The 17,468-nt window shown below is 51.6% G+C and carries 21 protein-coding genes; 2 read left to right on the plus strand and 19 right to left on the minus strand.

Translation table 11 applies throughout. From position 1 onward, the window contains the following. Positions 1-13 precede the first annotated feature (13 nt). From spoIIIAF to JNUCC32_RS14935, 12 genes are all read right to left on the minus strand, one after another. Positions 14-733, minus strand: coding sequence for a stage III sporulation protein AF (gene spoIIIAF / locus JNUCC32_RS14880; RefSeq protein WP_192572501.1), 720 nt, complete (start codon positions 731-733; stop codon positions 14-16). Positions 734-774: 41 nt separating this feature from the next. Beyond that, positions 775-1,983: a stage III sporulation protein AE gene (spoIIIAE, locus tag JNUCC32_RS14885; protein ID WP_192572502.1), complete on the minus strand. Its 1,209-nt coding sequence runs from the start codon at positions 1,981-1,983 to the stop codon at positions 775-777. 15 nt (positions 1,984-1,998) lie between these two features. Beyond that, the gene (spoIIIAD, locus tag JNUCC32_RS14890; RefSeq protein ID WP_009591272.1) at positions 1,999-2,388 is read right to left on the minus strand and encodes a stage III sporulation protein AD; all 390 of its coding nucleotides are present in this window, start codon (positions 2,386-2,388) and stop codon (positions 1,999-2,001) included. Between the two features lie 10 nt (positions 2,389-2,398). Then, positions 2,399-2,602: a stage III sporulation protein AC gene (gene spoIIIAC / locus JNUCC32_RS14895; protein ID WP_007129715.1), complete on the minus strand. Its 204-nt coding sequence runs from the start codon at positions 2,600-2,602 to the stop codon at positions 2,399-2,401. Positions 2,603-2,618: 16 nt separating this feature from the next. Beyond that, a complete protein-coding gene (gene spoIIIAB, locus JNUCC32_RS14900; protein WP_096773228.1) occupies positions 2,619-3,137 on the minus strand; it encodes a stage III sporulation protein SpoIIIAB in 519 nt (172 codons plus the stop codon). Beyond that, on the minus strand, positions 3,130-4,128 hold the full coding sequence (spoIIIAA, locus tag JNUCC32_RS14905) for a stage III sporulation protein AA (RefSeq protein WP_096773227.1): 999 nt from the start codon (positions 4,126-4,128) through the stop codon (positions 3,130-3,132). The genes spoIIIAB and spoIIIAA overlap by 8 nt, the downstream gene beginning before the upstream one ends. A gap of 98 nt (positions 4,129-4,226) precedes the next feature. Beyond that, positions 4,227-4,493 (minus strand): YqhV family protein, encoded by a 267-nt coding sequence (locus JNUCC32_RS14910; protein WP_096773226.1) that lies wholly within the window; start codon positions 4,491-4,493, stop codon positions 4,227-4,229. A 194-nt stretch (positions 4,494-4,687) separates the two neighbouring features. Next, complete coding sequence (locus tag JNUCC32_RS14915) at positions 4,688-5,941, minus strand: aspartate kinase (protein ID WP_192572503.1); 1,254 nt, start codon at positions 5,939-5,941, stop codon at positions 4,688-4,690. Positions 5,942-6,180: 239 nt separating this feature from the next. Next, positions 6,181-6,738, minus strand: a complete 558-nt coding sequence (efp, locus tag JNUCC32_RS14920; RefSeq protein ID WP_009591242.1) for an elongation factor P — start codon at positions 6,736-6,738, stop codon at positions 6,181-6,183. A gap of 90 nt (positions 6,739-6,828) precedes the next feature. Continuing rightward, positions 6,829-7,899 carry a M24 family metallopeptidase gene (locus tag JNUCC32_RS14925; protein ID WP_096773225.1) on the minus strand — a complete coding sequence of 357 codons (1,071 nt, stop codon included), beginning with the start codon at positions 7,897-7,899 and terminating at the stop codon, positions 6,829-6,831. Positions 7,900-7,938: 39 nt separating this feature from the next. Beyond that, positions 7,939-8,385: a type II 3-dehydroquinate dehydratase gene (aroQ, locus tag JNUCC32_RS14930; protein WP_009591244.1), complete on the minus strand. Its 447-nt coding sequence runs from the start codon at positions 8,383-8,385 to the stop codon at positions 7,939-7,941. A gap of 77 nt (positions 8,386-8,462) precedes the next feature. Beyond that, complete coding sequence (locus JNUCC32_RS14935) at positions 8,463-8,960, minus strand: YqhR family membrane protein (protein WP_009591249.1); 498 nt, start codon at positions 8,958-8,960, stop codon at positions 8,463-8,465. A gap of 167 nt (positions 8,961-9,127) precedes the next feature. Here JNUCC32_RS14935 and JNUCC32_RS14940 point away from each other — a divergent pair, with 167 nt between their 5' ends. Then, on the plus strand, positions 9,128-10,120 hold the full coding sequence (locus tag JNUCC32_RS14940) for a DUF1385 domain-containing protein (RefSeq protein WP_009591233.1): 993 nt from the start codon (positions 9,128-9,130) through the stop codon (positions 10,118-10,120). Between the two features lie 6 nt (positions 10,121-10,126). Next, complete coding sequence (locus JNUCC32_RS14945) at positions 10,127-10,462, plus strand: hypothetical protein (protein ID WP_009591231.1); 336 nt, start codon at positions 10,127-10,129, stop codon at positions 10,460-10,462. 49 nt (positions 10,463-10,511) lie between these two features. On the opposite strand, the gene JNUCC32_RS14950 is transcribed toward JNUCC32_RS14945, so the two are convergent. The 7 genes from JNUCC32_RS14950 to JNUCC32_RS14980 all read right to left on the minus strand — a co-directional run bounded on the left by JNUCC32_RS14950 (position 10,512) and on the right by JNUCC32_RS14980 (position 17,310). Next, positions 10,512-11,435: a patatin-like phospholipase family protein gene (locus JNUCC32_RS14950; RefSeq protein WP_015734444.1), complete on the minus strand. Its 924-nt coding sequence runs from the start codon at positions 11,433-11,435 to the stop codon at positions 10,512-10,514. A 79-nt stretch (positions 11,436-11,514) separates the two neighbouring features. Further along, a complete protein-coding gene (locus JNUCC32_RS14955) occupies positions 11,515-13,071 on the minus strand; it encodes a family 10 glycosylhydrolase (RefSeq protein ID WP_096773223.1) in 1,557 nt (518 codons plus the stop codon). 116 nt (positions 13,072-13,187) lie between these two features. After that, complete coding sequence (gene mntR / locus JNUCC32_RS14960; protein ID WP_009591262.1) at positions 13,188-13,613, minus strand: transcriptional regulator MntR; 426 nt, start codon at positions 13,611-13,613, stop codon at positions 13,188-13,190. A 172-nt stretch (positions 13,614-13,785) separates the two neighbouring features. Beyond that, positions 13,786-14,499, minus strand: a complete 714-nt coding sequence (locus JNUCC32_RS14965; protein WP_009591263.1) for a cytochrome c biogenesis CcdA family protein — start codon at positions 14,497-14,499, stop codon at positions 13,786-13,788. A gap of 17 nt (positions 14,500-14,516) precedes the next feature. Continuing rightward, positions 14,517-15,347, minus strand: a complete 831-nt coding sequence (locus tag JNUCC32_RS14970) for a metal ABC transporter permease (protein ID WP_175495141.1) — start codon at positions 15,345-15,347, stop codon at positions 14,517-14,519. Positions 15,348-15,367: 20 nt separating this feature from the next. Beyond that, positions 15,368-16,117 carry a metal ABC transporter ATP-binding protein gene (locus tag JNUCC32_RS14975; RefSeq protein WP_036665754.1) on the minus strand — a complete coding sequence of 250 codons (750 nt, stop codon included), beginning with the start codon at positions 16,115-16,117 and terminating at the stop codon, positions 15,368-15,370. A 101-nt stretch (positions 16,118-16,218) separates the two neighbouring features. Next, on the minus strand, positions 16,219-17,310 hold the full coding sequence (locus JNUCC32_RS14980; RefSeq protein WP_192572504.1) for a metal ABC transporter solute-binding protein, Zn/Mn family: 1,092 nt from the start codon (positions 17,308-17,310) through the stop codon (positions 16,219-16,221). Between the last annotated feature and the right edge of the window lie 158 nt (positions 17,311-17,468).

A 17,468-nucleotide genomic window follows, 5' to 3' on the forward strand; every position in this document is an offset into this window, starting at 1 on the left:
ATCCTCACCTCCGCTACAGCTTGTTATCCTGATCCTGCCCCGGTGCATATATCGTGATCAGCTCCGGCTCCAAATCCCACCTGCGGCTAATGTAGTCCCGAACCGGTTCTGCTCTGGCTTCCTGAGCTTTGCTGACTGCCTCTGCGTTTTCTTTTACTGCCGCCTTCCTATCCTTCTCCTCTGCCATGGAATCCACGTTCACCTGAACGGAATCCACCGGCGTTACGCCGATGGGACTTCTATCGTCTTCCCCTACTTCTGCATCCGCCGGCTCATCCCCAGCCAGCCTTACGTCAACGGAGCGTATCGCAGCGCCGGCATATTCCTTGCCCTGCCCGGCAACCGCGGCCAGCACCACCTTGACCTCTTGAACGGCTTCCCCCGTTTCAGCCGCGATCTCTTCTTTCATCACCTTGGCTAATTCGTTGCCAGCCCATTGCAGGCTTTGGCTCTGCTGCGTATCCTTGAGCTTTTCGGCCTGGGCCATGATATGCTCCAGCTGAATTTCCTCCGGCAGCCCCTTCTCCTGCCGCTCCAGTTCCATCGCCAGCTGGTTCTCCGGCGGATCCGTAATTAATGTAATGATGGGACTGAGCAGCGTAAGCAGAATCAACAAGCTCAGGACTAGCCTGGCGTAGCGTTCAAGCGCCTTCCCGGGCAGGATCAAATCAACGAAGGCCGCAAAGAGAACCACCATGATCACGCTTTTCAGCCAATCTCCAAGCCAGTCCATTCGTCATACCTCCTAAGCTTTGGCGCCGCGTATCATCTGCCTCACCTCATCATGACGGTGATGTTGGCAGCCGTGAGCAGTATCGTTATGGCGAGAAAGAACATCAAGCTCACCGCGGCCAAGGCCGCGAAAACGTACAGCATCGTCTTACCGATCGTCTGGAGGCAGGTGCCGATCGGGGTATCGCCGAGCGGCTGCATGACGGCCGCCGCGACGTTATATATCAAGGCAAGCGTCAAGATCTTGATCGCAGGAAATGCGCAAAGGAACAAAATGATGATGACTCCCGCCAGCCCGATGGAGTTCTTAACTAGCAGCGAAGCCGAGATTACGGTATCCGTCGCATCTGCGAACATCTTGCCGACTACCGGAACGAAATTGCCGGTTACGTATTTGGCTGCCCGGATGGTTACGCCATCCGTAACCGAGCTGGTCAGCCCTTGAACGGAGATAACTCCCAGGAACACGGTAAGCAGCACACCCAGGACGCCCATCGAGATCCCGCGCAGCAGATTCCCAAGCTGGGTCAGCTTGTACTTTTCGGATAAGGAGCTAACCAGATGCAGCAGAGCCGAGAAGAATAGAAGCGGGAACACAATCGTGCTGATCAGCGTGCCTACCGTATGTACCATGAATATGACCAGCGGATGGGCCACCGAGACGGTGACGACATTGCCCATCGAGGCCATCAGCGCAAAGAGCAAAGGAAGCATGGCCATCATGAAATCGATCATTTGGGTGATGGCGTCCCGCGCATATCCGATCGCGATGCTGAAGCTGTTGACCGCGATGACCAGGACAACCATGTAACAGATCGTATAGGCTACCCGGCTCACGGTGCTTTTTTCGAAGGCCGTCTGCAGGTTCTCTAGAATCAAGCTCATAATGCTCAGCATGACGATGGTCGCCAGCAGCTTGCCGTTATAGAGCACCTCGTGCCACAGATATTTTCCGATACCGGACATAACCCCTTTGAAGCTCAGCCCGTCGCCGCCCGGCAGCAGCATATCCATCAGGGAGGGCGTCCTGCCATCCGGGAAGAACCCGCCGTAATCCTTCATGAGCCGCTCCCAGTATTTCTCGACCTGATCCGTTGGCAGCTGCTGCGTCTGCTGCTCGACCCACTCATCGGCCGGATTGGCGGCTGCAGTCGCACCGATCGTCCCGCAGAACCATCCGGACAGCAACAGCATCGGGATCAGTAGGCAAAACACGGCCAAGCCTCTTCGAAGTGTTGCTCCTGTCACCATGTGCCCCACCTTTTTTCAAGCCGGGAGGAGCTTCAGGACCGTCTCGATGATGATCCCGATAATCGGTACAGCGAGCACCAATATGAGCACTTTTCCCGCCAGTTCTATTTTGGATGCGATCGATTCCTGTCCGGCATCTCGAACGATCTGTGCCCCCATCTCCGCGATATAGGCGATTCCGATGATTTTCAGAACCGTCTTCAGATAGATGATCTGAACGCCGGAATTCTCCGCCAGATCTTCCAGCATGGATATGACATTACCGATCTTTCCGATCAGGAACAGGAAGATGAGGAGCGATGTCGCCACGGCGAGAAGAAAGGCAAAGAGCGGTTTCTGTTCCTTGACAATCAAGATCAGCACGGTAGCGATGATGCCGAGTCCTACCACCTGGATAATTTCCATAAATGTCCACCTACTGGAATAGAAAAATACTTTTGATTTCCTTCAGCAAATCGTCTAGCAGCCTTACGACCATAAACAATACAACCACGAACCCGATGAGGGTCACCCAATGCGCCATATCCTCTTTCCCCATCTGTTTCAGGACGGTATGAATCATGGCAATGATGATGCCAATACCGGCAATCTGGAAGATCGCGTTCACTTCAATGTTCATTTCCCTTGGCACCTCGCTAAAAGATCAATATGACGATCAATGCTCCAATGAGCAGTCCCAGACTCTTGCTCATTTTTTCATATTTGACCTGGTCATCCCTTGCCGCTGCTTCTTCATGCTTGAGCTGTCCCACGGCCAGAGCGATATGTTTGATCTGGTCCTGTCTGTCACTGGTGCCAAGTACGCCGCTTAGCTGTTCCAACACCTCACGCTCGGCACTTTTCATCGAGGTTCGTCTCCAATATTCGCCAAGCGCCTTGCGGATGCTGTCTTGTGCGGATAACCCGTAATCGGGTCTCATGTAAAGCGCTGCGGTGGCCAACAAAGATTTGAGCGGTTCACGAAGGGAAACGCCGATTCGCTCCAGCGCGTCGGGCAGCGGCGTAAAGCCGTAGCTGATTTCCGTCTCCAGCCGTTGAAGCGCGAGAATAAGTTCTCGCAGCTGTCTGGGTCTTGCTGCGAATTGCTGGGCTTGGTAGAATCCGGCTAAGGTTCCTGCACCCAGCACGAGCACGGCCCCGACCAGTTTAAGCATAGGCATCACCTCCCGGCTGGCCGCTGATAGCCGTCTGAAGCGTTCGCTGGCCTCCGTCATACAGCTTGTATGATCGGTGGTCGCCCGCTCGGTTAAGAACCGCATACATTTCAAACATCCGGTTCTCCAGAAGTCCCGAGAGGGCGGGCCGGCCCCGCATGTCCTGAACGGATGAGCCATGCGCCGTTGCAATCACGCTGATGCCGGCATGCAAAGCCTCAATAACCGCTTCCGCATCCTCCGGCCGGCCGATCTCGTCCACAATGAGCACGTCCGGAGACATCGAACGGATCATCATCATCATCCCTTCGGCTTTCGGACAGCCATCCATTACGTCCGTGCGAGGGCCGACATCGAATCCGGGTACGCCGCGCAAACAACCCGCGATCTCGGAACGCTCGTCGATGATGCCCACCTTCATTCCCGGCCAATGCACGGACGAGTTTCCCCACTTGCCGTAGCTGATCTGTCTAGCCAGGTCTCTGAGCAGCGTCGTTTTGCCTTGCTGGGGCGGAGATAAGATCAGCGAGTGCATCACCCTTTTCCGTTTCCGGTCAAGCAGATGAGGAAGGATGTCGTCCGCCGCTCCCTGTATTTCCTTGGCTATCCGGACATTAAATCCGCTGATATCCCGGATGTGCTCCACCCTGCCGCCGCTCAGCACCGTCCGGCCCGTAAGCCCGACCCGATGGCCCCCTGGTATGGTGATAAACCCCTTTCGCAGCTCTTCCTCCATAGTGTAGAGGGAATGATTGCTGATAAGGTCCAACAGCCTATGGGTATCTTCACGCGTCGGCTTATACGCTTCTTCAGGCCGCAAGGTGAGTCCGCCTCGCCTGTCCAGGAAATGATGCTTGCCCGCCGAATTGATCTCCAGCGGACGCTCTTCCCGGATCCGTACCTCCTCCACATGTTCGAGAAGCTCTTTCGATAGGTTCAGCAGCATGCGTTTTACGGTTTCGGGAAACAGGTCTAACCAATTCAATGTCATATCAATTTCCCCCAGGTTGTCCTTTGTGATCATCTTCTAATAAGAGAACTTCATATCCCATGTGTATGCTTGTACCTGAAAAATATGCAGCGAATCTATCATTTTTTTAAAACCCCGTATAAGAGACAGGAGACGCCGCACAATATCCAGCCGATCTTCCCCCATGACAATTTATCTGCCATTCCCACCAGACCGATGGTTGTGGTCAAAATCAAAATGAGCGGACCCGTAAACGCCAATGCCGAATTCACGGCAAGCGCTTTATCGACTTGGTTCAGGCGCAGCATGATGATGGCCGCGACGATCTCAAGGCTGCCCGAGAAAAACCGAAGCGTTGCCATACTTGCGACAAACTTGTCCAGCATGCGATATATCCTCCCTCTTCCTTCTTCCTTCTTCACATGTGTGATGATTAAAAATATGCGGGGCCCTCTCGTTTTATCTCTATTTTTTCAATTTCATAGAAAGGAACTTCGAATCTTTCGGACAGCACAAAAAATCCCGGTCATAAATGACCGGGATTAACTCTATTAATATCGATGATGGCGGTTGAATCCTGTTATCGGCGAACCTGCGGTCCGCCTACGGAAGCCTGTTGATCCGTATCCAGTCCGTACGCGGTATGAAGCGCCTGCACGACCCCTTCGAGATTGCTTCCCTCGATGACGCAGGATACTTTGATCTCGGACGTGCTGACCATTTTGATGCTGACCCCCTGCCGGGAGATCACGTCAAACATTTGTGCCGCCACGCCGGGATGGCTGACCATGCCCGCGCCGACAATCGATACTTTCACAAGATGGTCTTCCGAGGTAACATCGCGATACGGCAGCTTGCCGCGAATGTGTTCGATCACGGACAACGCACGCTCCCGATCCGCCAGGGACACCGTAAAGGAAAAGTCCGCTTCGCCGTTCTGAACGCCGCTCTGCACGATGATATCAACGTCGATCGATTCTTTTGCAAGCTCTCCGAACACTTGGGCCAGAACGCCCGGCGTATCGGCTACGCCCAGAATACTGATTCTCGCTACATTCTTGTCGAATGCAATTCCGCTGACAACCACACCTTGTTCCATGCTTGTTTCCTCCTTAACAACCGTACCCTCGTTATGATTAAAGCTGGATCTGACGACAAGCTTGACTTGATTATGCTTCGCATACTCGACCGCACGCGGGTGAAGAACAGCCGCGCCAAGATTGGCAAGCTCGAGCATCTCGTCATAGGAAATCTCCTTCAGTTTCCGCGCGCATTTGACTAACCGCGGATCCGTGGAGTATATCCCGTCCACATCCGTATATATTTCACATACATCCGCTTGAATGGCAGCCGCAAGAGCTACCGCGGTGGTATCTGAGCCCCCGCGTCCAAGCGTTGTAATCTCTCCGTCTTCGGACATGCCCTGGAATCCCGCGACAATGACGACATTTCCTTCGCCAAGCGCTTTGTGCACGCGCTCAGGCTTTATATCTGTAATGCGGGCTTTACCATGGACGGCTTCCGTGCGGAATCCCGCCTGCCAGCCGGTCAAGGACACTGCCTTGCGTCCAAGACCGTGAATCGCCATGGATAGCAGCGAGATGGATATCTGCTCCCCCGTGGTCATCAGCATATCCATTTCCCGTGCCGGTGGATTCTCGTTTAACAGCTTTGCCTGGTCAATCAAATCGTCCGTCGTATCCCCCATGGCAGACACCACGACCACACATTGATGGCCTTCATCTTGTTTCTCTACAATTCTTCTGGCAACGCGCTTCATGCGTTCTGTATCCCCTACAGAGCTGCCTCCGAATTTCATGACGTACAGTGACAATGCTTCTTTCACTCCCCACTAATATCGGTATGTAACAGTGCTCAGGTGGTTTCTCACTTTAAAACAGTATAATACGAAAGTGAGTCACCCCGTCAAGGCTTTTCAAGGCAAAAAGAAAACAGACTTAGGACGCCGAGCCCGCTTATTGCAAAAAACTCCCGTACATTCGTACAGGAGTCGCGTTGGTTTAGAAGATATTGGCACCCCGTCCATCGTTGAAGGGTCCCGCTTATTGCATGCTATGCACGGGAAATGTATTTACCTTCGCGTGTATCGATCAGAAGCACATCGTCTTCGTTAATGAACAGCGGTACTTGTACATTGAGGCCGGTTTCCACTTTGGCGTTCTTCGTAGCGCCGGTAGCCGTGTTGCCTTTGATACCCGGCTCGGTCTCAACGACCTTCAGCTCGACGCTGTTAGGCAGGTTGATCCCGAGGATCTCGCCTTGGTAACTGATAATGTTAACGTTCATGTTCTCTCTCAGAAAGTTAAGCTCCCATTCCAGCTGCTCGCTGGTCAAGCTGAACTGGTCGTAAGTTTCGTTGTCCATGAAAACATGCTCTTGACCGCTGGCATAGAGATACTGAACGCCACGGTTGTCGATGATGGCGCGGCCAATCGTTTCGCCTGCACGGAACGTCTTCTCCACGGTGTTGCCGTTGCGAAGGTTTTTCAATTTGGAACGTACGAAAGCGGCGCCTTTACCCGGCTTAACATGCTGGAAATCCAATACGGTGAAAATATCGCCATCTACTTCTACGGTCAAACCTGTTTTAAAATCGTTAACTGAAATCACTAAGATTCCCTCCTATGGATGCGGTCTATTTAATATAGTACACAAATTTCTTAAAGCATAAGCTCAACAAGGCTGCTTTTTGAACCCTTTTTACAGTACGGTGTAATCTTTGGACGAGCTTGTCAGTATGCGAATGCCCGTTTCCGTGATGACGATATCATCTTCGATGCGGACACCGCCAAGACCAGGCAGGTAAATGCCCGGCTCCACCGTTACGACCATGCCGGGCTGCAGCACGTCATCGCTCAGCTTGGACAGCCGCGGCGATTCATGAACTTCCATGCCCAATCCGTGCCCCGTGCTGTGGCCGAAATATTCCCCGTATCCGTAACGCGAAATAATATCGCGAGCCAAAGCGTCTGCTTCGCGTCCCGTCATGCCTGGTTTAATATGATCCAGTGCGTGAAGCTGCGCTTCAAGCACGATATCATAGATCTCCTTCAGCTTCGGATCAGGACTGCCGAGCGCCACGGTTCTCGTGAGATCGGAGCAGTACCCGTCCAGCAGCGCGCCGAAATCAAACGTAACGAATTCGTTCCCTTGAATGACCCGCTCGCTGGCTACGCCGTGAGGAAGCGCCGAACGCTCGCCGGAAGCAACGATCGTGTCGAAGGAAGACGCGGTTGCGCCATGCTTGCGCATGAACATTTCCATCTCGAGATCGATTTCCCGTTCCGTTTTGCCGGCAGCCAGAATCGTCAGGACATGGCTGAACGTCTGATCAGCCAAATCCGCTGCCCGCTGCATAATGCTCAACTCTTCGGCATCCTTGAATATACGCAAATCTTCTACAAGGCCCGAAACCGGCACCAGGCTGATGGGCGCGAGCTGTTCCGAATATGCGGAAAACACGCCGTATGTAACATGGTCCTGTTCGAATCCGAGCGATGCGATGCCTTCGGAAGACAACAGATCCTTGACCGTCTCCATCACCTTCGGCCCGTGCTCGACCACTTTAAAACCGACGGCTTGCTGCGGTGCTTGCGTCATATAGCGGAAATCCGTCAACAGATAGGCCTCATCGCGTGTGATCAACACGTATCCGGCTGAACCGGTAAAGCCCGTTAAGTATCTGCGGTTGATCGGGCTTGCAACCAGCATAGCCGTCAAACCTTTGGCTTGAAGCTGTTCGCGCAGTTTAACCACTCGTTTGTTACTCATTCTAACCACTCTCCTCTCACCCTTATCCCGAAATAGGAGCTACCCTTCTTGCTCGACCAGGACTTGCAGTAGAGCCGACAAGCCCAATGTGTAACTCGCCGCGCCAAAACCCGCGATTTGTCCGACAGCCACAGGCGCTATGACGGAGGTATGACGAAATTCCTCTCTGGCGTGAATGTTCGAGAGATGAACCTCCACTGTCGGAATGCGGGCAGAACTGATGGCATCACGCACAGCGTAGCTGTAGTGAGTCAGTGCTCCCGGATTAAGAAGTATGCCGTCAGCCTGTCCGATCGCTTCATGAATACGGTCAATGATAGCACCCTCATGATTAGACTGAAAGAAGGTAATACCGATACCGGCGAGATCCGCCTGTTTACGCAAATTATCTTCGATCGCCTGCAGGCTGAGCGAACCATAAATGCCCGGTTCCCGGAAGCCGAGCAGGTTTAAGTTCGGTCCGTTTATCACCCATATGGATTTCATAGGGCTTCCCACCTTTTCGTCAAATAACCAAAAGCTATTTTACCATAGGCGGCATCGGGTTGAGAAGTTTTTCTTGGCTAACCCGTCAGCTTCTTCGGTTCACGCAGTTTCTCGTCGGTGAATTCCTGCGCAATCGTATAACCGATAAAGAGGCCCCATAATATAAAAATACAAACCTCCGAAATGTTTGTATCCCAGGACAGCTTCTTCACTGGGTCCGTCAGCCGTAGCCAGGGATTGAGCGCAACAAACAGCACCGCCCACCACACGATTCCGTAAGCAATCCCGGGCCATGGGCCCTTCAGCTTCCTGAACAGGGCAACATAAATGAGGGAAGCGATGACGGAAAAGGCGATGAAGGACAGCCACCCGGCGATTTGCCCGGCTGTGGTCTTGAGGAATTCATGTTTGAAGAATGGCTCCAGCAAAAAACCGGGCACGACCTTCGTGAATCTCAACCAGTAAAAGATCCAAAGCACGCCCCCCCAGATCAGGCCGGCATAATAGCCTAGCTCCAGGGCAAACGTAAACGGATTGGTTATCTGGTTCTGCTTACGAAATTGATGTTCATGCATGGATTGATTCTCCTCTTCTTCGGTTATCGAAAAGCCCCGCTGTTTCTCCATTTCATCTCTGAAAGTAGTATGCACCGCTTCCCCTGCCCTAATCCAACTAGAAATTACTTTCAAAATTCGATACAATAGTTCATAGAACGAATAACATGTCAGGGAGGGTGAACTGGTTGTCCGATAAGTCAACCCCGATCAGCTATGGAGGCCAAGCTGTAATCGAAGGCGTTATGTTCGGCGGCAAGCATGTGAATGTGACGGCCGTGCGGCGTAAAAATAATGAAATCAAGTTTCTCGAGGTGCCTCGCGAAGACAAGGCATGGGTTCGGAAGCTGCGGAAGATCCCGCTTCTTCGCGGCATCGTCAGTCTCATAGATTCTACTATCAAAGGCTCCAAACATTTGAATTACTCTGCCGATGCTTATGCTGACGATACGCTGGAGCCCGAAGAACGCGAGAAGCAGAAAGAGAAAGAAGACTCCGGCTGGAGTTTAAGCATGATTATCGGTGTGGCCGCCGTCAGCGTGCTTTCCTTTGTTTTCGGCAAGCTGCTGTTTACACTCGTTCCTGTTTTTGTAGAGGATTTCTTTTTTGGCGATACATTTGATCACTATATCGTGCATAACCTGATTGAAGGCGTTATTAAATTAATACTGCTCCTCGTGTATCTATGGGCGATCTCCCAAACACCGGTCATAAAAAGGCTCTTTCAGTACCACGGCGCCGAACACAAAGTCATCAGCGCATTCGAAGCCGGCGAAGAGTTGACGGTGAAGAACGTTCAGAAATATACGCGGCTGCATTATCGCTGCGGCAGCAGCTTCATGATGCTGACCATTGTGCTCGGCGTTGTTGTCTACTCGGTGGTGCCATGGGATACCATGACGCAGCGGGTCATTCAAAGAATTGCGCTTCTTCCGGTCGTGCTTGGCGTTTCCTTTGAATTCCTGAAATTGACCAATGCCATGCGGGACCTGCCGGTACTCCGTTTCCTCGGATATCCCGGTCTGTGGCTGCAGCTTCTGACGACGAAGGAACCTACTGATGATCAAGTTGAAGTATCCATCGCATCCTTTAACAGAATGCGTGAGTTAGATGCTCAATACGAGAATGTTACAGTTCACCAATCTGTGACAGGAAGTGTGCTGGATCCCGCGAAAGGGTGATAATCCATGAGAAGGCATGCGATCATTTTTTGGACGGCGATAACATTGGCCGCCATAGGGCTACTGGTATTCCTGTTAGACCCTGGATCAAGAATGAGAATATTGATTCCTCTAATTATTGTTGCTGTCGTGTATGTGCTTTACAAGTTCCCGCCACGCCGTTTTAACAAACGTCCCAAGGTGAAGCCTTCCAAGCGGACGGCCGCGAAACTGGCGGCGGCTAAGAACAGCACCGTACGCAAAAGCAACCCAACGGCTAAACGTAAACAGTATCCGTTTCAAGTGATCGATGGGCACAAAGGAAAATCCGACCCATCCGATGATGTTCCTAAATACCATTAACCGGAAAAACCGCCCGCCCGCGCATGCATATGCCGGGTGGACGGTTTTTTTAATGTTCGGCATTCCAGCGGGTGAAAAACATCGTGCCGGCCGTCAGACCGGAATTGTATAAATTCTCGCTTTCCTCTTTGGTCAGATTAAAATGGGTGGTGCCGATGCCGAGCGTCGGAATTTTGATCGTGCGATTTCGGTTTTGCTGCTCGATATAACGTTCATCGTGTGCGGAGAGCATCGTCTCGAACATGGCGGTTAACATCCCGATCGGGCCTTCGATCAGATGAGGCAGGTTGCTGTTCTTCCCGACCATCTGAAAGCCCAGCACCGGCAGGGGCTTAGGCCCACCCTTCGATTCGCGATCAAAGAGCCATAAGGGGAAGTTGCTGAGCAGTCCCCCATCCACGATATAAACAAATTGCTCGCCGAACGATTTGCCTTTTGCGGCCCTGCCCAACAAACGCAGGATGACGGGGTCAAAAAAATAGGGGATGCTGCAGCTCATGCGCACAGCCTTGGCTACCGGAAAGGTGGCAGGATTGATCCCGTATTGGCGGAGATCATCCGGAAGCACCAGCAGCCTGCCATTGGTGATGTCCGATGCCACGATATAAAGCTTCCCTGCCGGGATGTCCGAGAAGGTAAATATCCCTTTGGCCAGCAGGATTTCCCTTATCCAATTCTCCAGGGCTTCTCCGGAATAGAGCCCTTTCTTAATCAAGACCCGCAAGGCAGGACCGATAAACTTTGTATTAAAAATGGGTGCCCTCTGGAGAAACGAATGAAAGGGCGTTTCCTCGATAATGCGCTTGATTTCGTCAGCACGGTAACCAGCTGCCAGCACGGATGCCACGATGGAGCCCGAGGACGTTCCGGCAACGCGGCTGAATACCATGCCGGCATTCTCCGCCGCCTTGACAGCCCCGGCAAGCGAGATGCCCTTGACCCCCCCGCCTTCAAAAACCGCATTGATCTGCATATAAAAATCCCCCGCCTCACATGGTCTAATGACTATGTATGAGCGCGGGGGATGTTTCATACCTATAGGACGTGCAGATTTATCTATAATATGATTGCAATTGATCTTTAATGCCTAACGGATTGCTTAAAATATTCTCTGCTCTAAAGAAAATGCTGCCTTTCACTTCGGCATGGTTTTGATTGTACTTCAATTGATTGATGATTTCCGATGCGCTCTGCCAGCCGATTTCGCTGGTTCCCAGTTTGTAGGGGGCATGGCCGATCAGAAGATCTACGCCGGTTCCTTGTACTTCGCCGGCCCACCAGTCCACCAGCTTATCATAGTCGGCTGCCGGATTACTCATGCTCCAATAGATCTGCGGTGCAACGTAATCGATCCAGCCGTTCTGGATCCAGGTCCGCACATCGGCATACATGCTGTCATACGCCGTTACACCGGCCTTCGTATCCGATCCCGTCTTATCCACGGACTGGTTACGCCATACGCCGAAAGGGCTGATTCCGTATTCGACGTCCGGTTTCACGCGATGAATGCTCTCTCCGAGCGATTGGACAAAGGCATTGATATTTCCGCGGCGCCAATCCGCCAGATTGGCGTAGGCCCCATTATTGAACTCGCGGTATGCCGCGTCATCGTTAAAGACCGTATTGGAAGGATAGAAGTAGTCGTCCAGATGGATGCCGTCAATATCGTATCCGTTAACGACCTCCATGATCGTATCGATGATATGCTGCCTGGCTTCCGGAATCCCAGGGTTGATGTACAGCTGCTTGCCTGTATTCACGATCCAATCCGGATGGCTTAGCGCAACATGGGACGGATGGAGCGATGCCGTCAAAATATCGGTGTTCGCCCGGAATGGATTAAACCAAGCGTGAAATTCCATATTCCGTTTGTGCGTTTCCTCTACCATGAAAGCAACCGGGTCGTAACCCGGATCGGCACCTTGAATGCCCGTCAACACCTTCGACCACGGTACCATGGTGGAAGGATACAATGCATCACCGGCCGGACGTACCTGCACGTACACGGTATTGATGCCGACATCCTGGAGCGAATCCAGCAAGGCGATGTAAGAGGCTTGCTGCTGTTCCGCGCTGGTCTTCGTTTTCGGCCAGTCCAGATTGAACACGGTGGATATCCAGGCCCCTCTGACTTCATCCCCGGTTGATACCGGCGGAGGAACGACGACCGAGCCCGTGGACAGCGAGATGCGCTGTGCCGCCTGATTCCACTCCACTTGAACGCCCAGATTCTCGCTGATGAAACGCAGCGGAACCATGACCCGGCCGTTCTTGATTTCAACGGAAGCATCCAGTGCTACCGATGATCCATTCACGAGGGCGGTTTTTTTGCCGGATGTCAATTGCAGGCTCGAACCGTCCTTTCCGATTGTTACCGTCTTCGACTTCTGATTCCAAGCGACCGAAGCGCCAAGTCCTTCACTGATGATCCGCGTAGGAACCATGGTTACGTTAACCTTCGGCAATATGTAAGGAGATACGTCACTGTTCAGGTTTACACCGTCCAGCTGAATGCTGATACGAGCCGCCTTCGCTTGCGCGGTTGGGACCACCGACGGGAGACACAATAACAGCATGATCAGCACCAACAACCATCTACGAAGCTTCATTTCTATTAATCCTCCGAAAATATGAAATTTGCAGGTAATCTAACCTATTACTATAACCATGTAAATATGACGGTTCAGTTTAAAAAAGCATCTGTCACAAGCGGACAGATGCCACATTACGATTCGTTGACTAATTCGTTATGAACGTCACGCAAATCCTGAAGTCGATTCTCATCACGCTTGAAATATTCCACAAGCGTCTCAATTCTCGTAATGGAATCCCAGCTCAAGTGATGCTCGATTCCTTCAACGTCCCTGTAAATGTTTTCATCCTGTACACCGATCATCTCAAGGAATTCCTCAAGCAAATGATGACGTTCCATGAGCCGCTTGCCCATTTTTTTGCCTTTGCTGGTCAGAACCAAACCACGATATTTTTCATAGATCAAATATTCGTCTTTGTCCAGCTTTTGAATCATTTTCGTGACGGATGAGGGGTGAACCTCCAAGCCTTCGGCAATATCCGAAACGCGCGCATATCCTTTTTCGTCGATCAACTTGTAGATGCGCTCCAAATAATCCTCCATGCTAGGTGTCGGCATCTTATTCCCTCTTTTCTATAATTACATAACCCGTGCCATAAAACTGTTTTACCTGCATTAGTAATGATACATGTTTTTGAGACCCCTTGGCAAGTCCTGGTCCAATCCTCATGTCTAATATGGGCCTATGTCAATATGGACCTATGAATTGAACCAGCCTTACCCAACGCCATTAGAATTTAAGCCATTCCGGCGTAATGCCTTGCAGCCAAATCGTAATCTTGTACATTTGATCCGTGAAGAGCAGAACCCCCATCAGAATCATCAAGACGCCGCCGACCTTCATCAGCGTGCTTGAATATTTAAGAATCCAGCGGGTGGAGCCGATGAAAAAGGCCAGGATGAAAAACGGCACTGCAAACCCGAGCGAATATGAAGTGATCAGCGGGAACCACGTTCCCGGATCGGAAGCTGCAAGCGCGATGATCGCCGTCAAAATCGGTCCTACACAAGGCGACCAGCCTGCGGCGAAGCCGATACCAAATAGAAATGTTCCTATGTATCCGGTCGGTTTGGATTTAAAATTGAATTTCCGGTCCTTCATGAGGAACTTAGGCTGGAAAATGCCGATAAGCATAAGTCCCATCACGATGATCAGCAGCGCGGATAACTGTCGAATCAAATCCTGGTATTCCGTGAAAAACTCCCCGAACAGGCCTGCCCCCCAACCGAGAGTGTAATAAACAGCAGAAAACCCAAGGATGAACGCGAGTGTGTGCGTCATGGTCCGGAAACGGACCTCCTTGCGGTTCTGTTCGTTCTTTAAGTCATTGACCGACATGCCTGTAATAATGGATAAATAGGACGGGTACAGCGGCAGGCAGCATGGAGATATAAATGAAGCGAAACCGGCCGCAAACGCGATGCCGATATTAATATCAGCCATTTGATTTTAGAACCCCCTTATGTCGTAAAGCCCTTTTTGCCGACAAGCGTAATGATGAGCAGGCTGATCAGCAGCAGCACGATGGTGGCGCCGGGTGCCAAATTAAATACGCCGGCAAGCATCAGTCCCCCGATAACGGCAATTTCGGAGATGATCACCGATAATACGATGGAGCTTCGGAAGCTTCTCGCCAGCAATAAACTGATCGCTACCGGAATGGTCAGCAATGCGGAGACCAGAAGCGCGCCCACAATCTTGATGGCGGTGCTTACGACAAGCGCCGTCAGCACCGTAATGATCATGTTCATCCATTTGACGGGCAGGCCGCTGACGCTGGCCGCATCCTCCTCGAAGCTGAGCAGGAAAAATTCCTTGAAGAACATTACCACTACCGCAATGACAACGACGGTAACGCCGCCTACCATATAAATATCCGTGGAATCCAGCGTATAGATGCTTCCGAACAAATAACTCATGACATCCGTATTATAGCCCATTCCCAGCGTGAAAAACAGCGAGGCCAGCGCAACGCCGCCCGACATAATAATGGCGATGGACAGCTCGGCATAACTTTTGTAGGCCTTTCTCAGCTTCTCAATCGCAAAAGAGGCCAGCACCGCAAATACCAATCCTGCGGCAAGCGGGTAGACTTCGATCAAAAATCCGAGTGCCACGCCCGCTATCGTGACGTGCGACAACGTATCGCCGATCATCGACAGCCTTCGCAGCACGAGGAATATTCCGATAAGCGGGGCCGTAATCCCGATCAGAACCCCACCGATCAGCGCCCGCTGGAAAAAATCGCTAAGCAAAATATCAAGCAATGACAACGTCTCCTTCTCCTGCATCCATAAGTTTGTTTCTATGATTATACGAGCGAATGCTGCAAGTCCACTTCCGCGCAGTTTTCGATTTCATGGGAATGCCGGACGAAAAACTGAATCTTTCCGTTTTGCGATACCGGAGATTCGCCCAGGTAGTCTTTGACCATGTCCAAATCATGGGTGACCATCAGGAACGTCATATGGTGATGGGCATGCATATGGGTGATCAATTCAAAGAATCCGGCTTGGGTCTCCGCATCAATGCCGATTGTCGGCTCGTCCAGTATAAGCAGATCCGGACGATTAATCAGCGCGCGAGCAAGGAATACGCGCTGCTGCTGGCCTCCGGACAAGGCGCCGATCCGTTTATCGGCAATATCCTGAATGCGCATCACTTCCAGCGCGTCCTCGCATTTCTGATGGTCCAGGCGGCTCAAACGGCGAAACATTTTTTTTCGATTATATAGACCGGACATGACGACTTCGCGCACGGTGGCAGGGAATAGCGGGTTGAACGCATTTTTTTGCGGAACATAGCCTATTCGCTCCCAGTCCTGGAATTTACGGATCGGCTGGCCGAACAGTTCAATGGTCCCTTCCGCGGCGGGAAGCAAGCCGACGATCATGCGGAGCAGGGTGGTTTTACCCGCGCCGTTAGATCCGACGATGCCAACGAAGTCCCGCTCTTTTATGGTGAAATTAAGATCCTTGATCACCTGTTGATCCCGGTAATGAAAGGATACATCCTTGATTTGTACGATAGGTTGGTGGCAATCCTGCGCTGCCGGCTCCATAAACAGGCCGCCTTTCTCTCTGTAGTCTCTCTATAATAAATATACGAGTCCGTATACGTTCATAACACGAAAGAAGAGGGGGATATGATCCCCCTTCTTCCTTATTGTAAAGCCTTCGTTAGATTTTGCAAATTTTTCTCCATCAGCGTGAAATAATTCTCGCCGCTACTTGCCTGCTCCTTGGTCAGCCCCTCCACCGGATTCAGCACCAAGGTTTCCGCGCCCGCTTCATTGGCCAGCGTTTTGGCCAGTTTATCCGATACGAGTTCTTCGAAGAAAATATATTTCACTTCCTTCTCTTTCACCGTCTTAGTCAGGTTCACGATATCCTGCGCTCTCGGCTCGGCGTCTGGCGACAGTCCCATAATCGCATGCTGCGTCAAACCGTAGTCCCGGCATAGATAACCGAATGCCTGGTGGGATACGACGATATCTTTTTTCGGCAGTTTGGACAGCTCGCTCGCAAAGTCGTTATCCAGTTTGACCAGCTTCTCTTTTAACGCTTCATAGCGCTGTTCATAGCCGTCCTTATGTTCCGGATCGACCTCGACCAGGCTGTTCTTGATATTTTCTGCCATGACCAGCGCGGATTTCGGGCTTACCCAAGTATGCGGATCCGTATGATGGGTATTCGTGTTCGTCTCGGCTGCCTCTTCCTCGTGATCATGGCCTGCATGATCTTCTTCGGTGCCTTCCTCATGGCTGTGGTCGTGCGCTTCAGCGCCTTTTCCATGACTGTGGTCATGTTCCTCTTCATGGGCTGCTTCACCATGCCCGTGGCCATCATCCCCCACGGCGTCGATCAGTTGGATCCCTTGGGAAACGATGACTGGTTTCACTTGCGTATCTTTATCGAGACCCTTTAAGAATCCAGGCGCCCAGCCTTCCAGCCCTGCACCATTATAAAGAAACAGCTGAGCCTTGGAGGTATTGACGATATCCTGGCTCCGCGGCGTCCAATCATGAGGTTCCACGCCCGTTGGCAGAAGATTCACGACATTGACCTCGTCTCCGCCGATTTCCTTCGTAAATTCATATATTGGATAGAAGGTCGTAATGACGTTAACCTTGCCTTCAACAATGCTTCCGCCGGATTTGCTTCCGCAGCCCGACAGGATGAGCATCGCCAGCAACATCGAAGTTACGCTCCAGGTCCAGCCGTTCAGTTTGTTCTTGCTCTTTCTCTTGTTCATGTTCATCTCCCCCACATTCGCTCCGCTCAACTAATCGTAAACTTTACTAAAAAGATTATAAGAGCAGTTCGACGTGATTGTCAACCAAATCGTAAAAGTTACTATTAGTTTTTCATATAGAACTCAGGTACCCCGCGTATTAGAGGAAAAAAATAACG

Origin of the sequence: Paenibacillus sp. JNUCC32 (assembly GCF_014863545.1) — a bacterium.
Lineage (GTDB): Bacteria > Bacillota > Bacilli > Paenibacillales > Paenibacillaceae > Paenibacillus_AQ > Paenibacillus_AQ lautus_A.

What these genes read in the sequence shown, in the direction of transcription:
- JNUCC32_RS14945 (WP_009591231.1), top strand. Translation starts at nt 10,127, where the DNA reads ATGAGAAGGCATGCGATCATTTTTTGGACGGCGATAACATTGGCCGCC.
- JNUCC32_RS14975 (WP_036665754.1), bottom strand. Translation starts at nt 16,117, where the DNA reads ATGGAGCCGGCAGCGCAGGATTGCCACCAACCTATCGTACAAATCAAG.
- spoIIIAD (WP_009591272.1), bottom strand. Translation starts at nt 2,388, where the DNA reads ATGGAAATTATCCAGGTGGTAGGACTCGGCATCATCGCTACCGTGCTG.
- JNUCC32_RS14955 (WP_096773223.1), bottom strand. Translation starts at nt 13,071, where the DNA reads ATGAAGCTTCGTAGATGGTTGTTGGTGCTGATCATGCTGTTATTGTGT.
- spoIIIAC (WP_007129715.1), bottom strand. Translation starts at nt 2,602, where the DNA reads ATGAACATTGAAGTGAACGCGATCTTCCAGATTGCCGGTATTGGCATC.
- JNUCC32_RS14910 (WP_096773226.1), bottom strand. Translation starts at nt 4,493, where the DNA reads ATGCTGGACAAGTTTGTCGCAAGTATGGCAACGCTTCGGTTTTTCTCG.
- spoIIIAA (WP_096773227.1), bottom strand. Translation starts at nt 4,128, where the DNA reads ATGACATTGAATTGGTTAGACCTGTTTCCCGAAACCGTAAAACGCATG.
- mntR (WP_009591262.1), bottom strand. Translation starts at nt 13,613, where the DNA reads ATGCCGACACCTAGCATGGAGGATTATTTGGAGCGCATCTACAAGTTG.
- JNUCC32_RS14950 (WP_015734444.1), bottom strand. Translation starts at nt 11,435, where the DNA reads ATGCAGATCAATGCGGTTTTTGAAGGCGGGGGGGTCAAGGGCATCTCG.
- JNUCC32_RS14970 (WP_175495141.1), bottom strand. Translation starts at nt 15,347, where the DNA reads ATGCAGGAGAAGGAGACGTTGTCATTGCTTGATATTTTGCTTAGCGAT.
- spoIIIAB (WP_096773228.1), bottom strand. Translation starts at nt 3,137, where the DNA reads ATGCTTAAACTGGTCGGGGCCGTGCTCGTGCTGGGTGCAGGAACCTTA.
- aroQ (WP_009591244.1), bottom strand. Translation starts at nt 8,385, where the DNA reads ATGAAATCCATATGGGTGATAAACGGACCGAACTTAAACCTGCTCGGC.
- spoIIIAF (WP_192572501.1), bottom strand. Translation starts at nt 733, where the DNA reads ATGGACTGGCTTGGAGATTGGCTGAAAAGCGTGATCATGGTGGTTCTC.
- JNUCC32_RS14980 (WP_192572504.1), bottom strand. Translation starts at nt 17,310, where the DNA reads ATGAACAAGAGAAAGAGCAAGAACAAACTGAACGGCTGGACCTGGAGC.
- spoIIIAE (WP_192572502.1), bottom strand. Translation starts at nt 1,983, where the DNA reads ATGGTGACAGGAGCAACACTTCGAAGAGGCTTGGCCGTGTTTTGCCTA.
- JNUCC32_RS14965 (WP_009591263.1), bottom strand. Translation starts at nt 14,499, where the DNA reads ATGGCTGATATTAATATCGGCATCGCGTTTGCGGCCGGTTTCGCTTCA.
- JNUCC32_RS14925 (WP_096773225.1), bottom strand. Translation starts at nt 7,899, where the DNA reads ATGAGTAACAAACGAGTGGTTAAACTGCGCGAACAGCTTCAAGCCAAA.
- JNUCC32_RS14935 (WP_009591249.1), bottom strand. Translation starts at nt 8,960, where the DNA reads ATGCATGAACATCAATTTCGTAAGCAGAACCAGATAACCAATCCGTTT.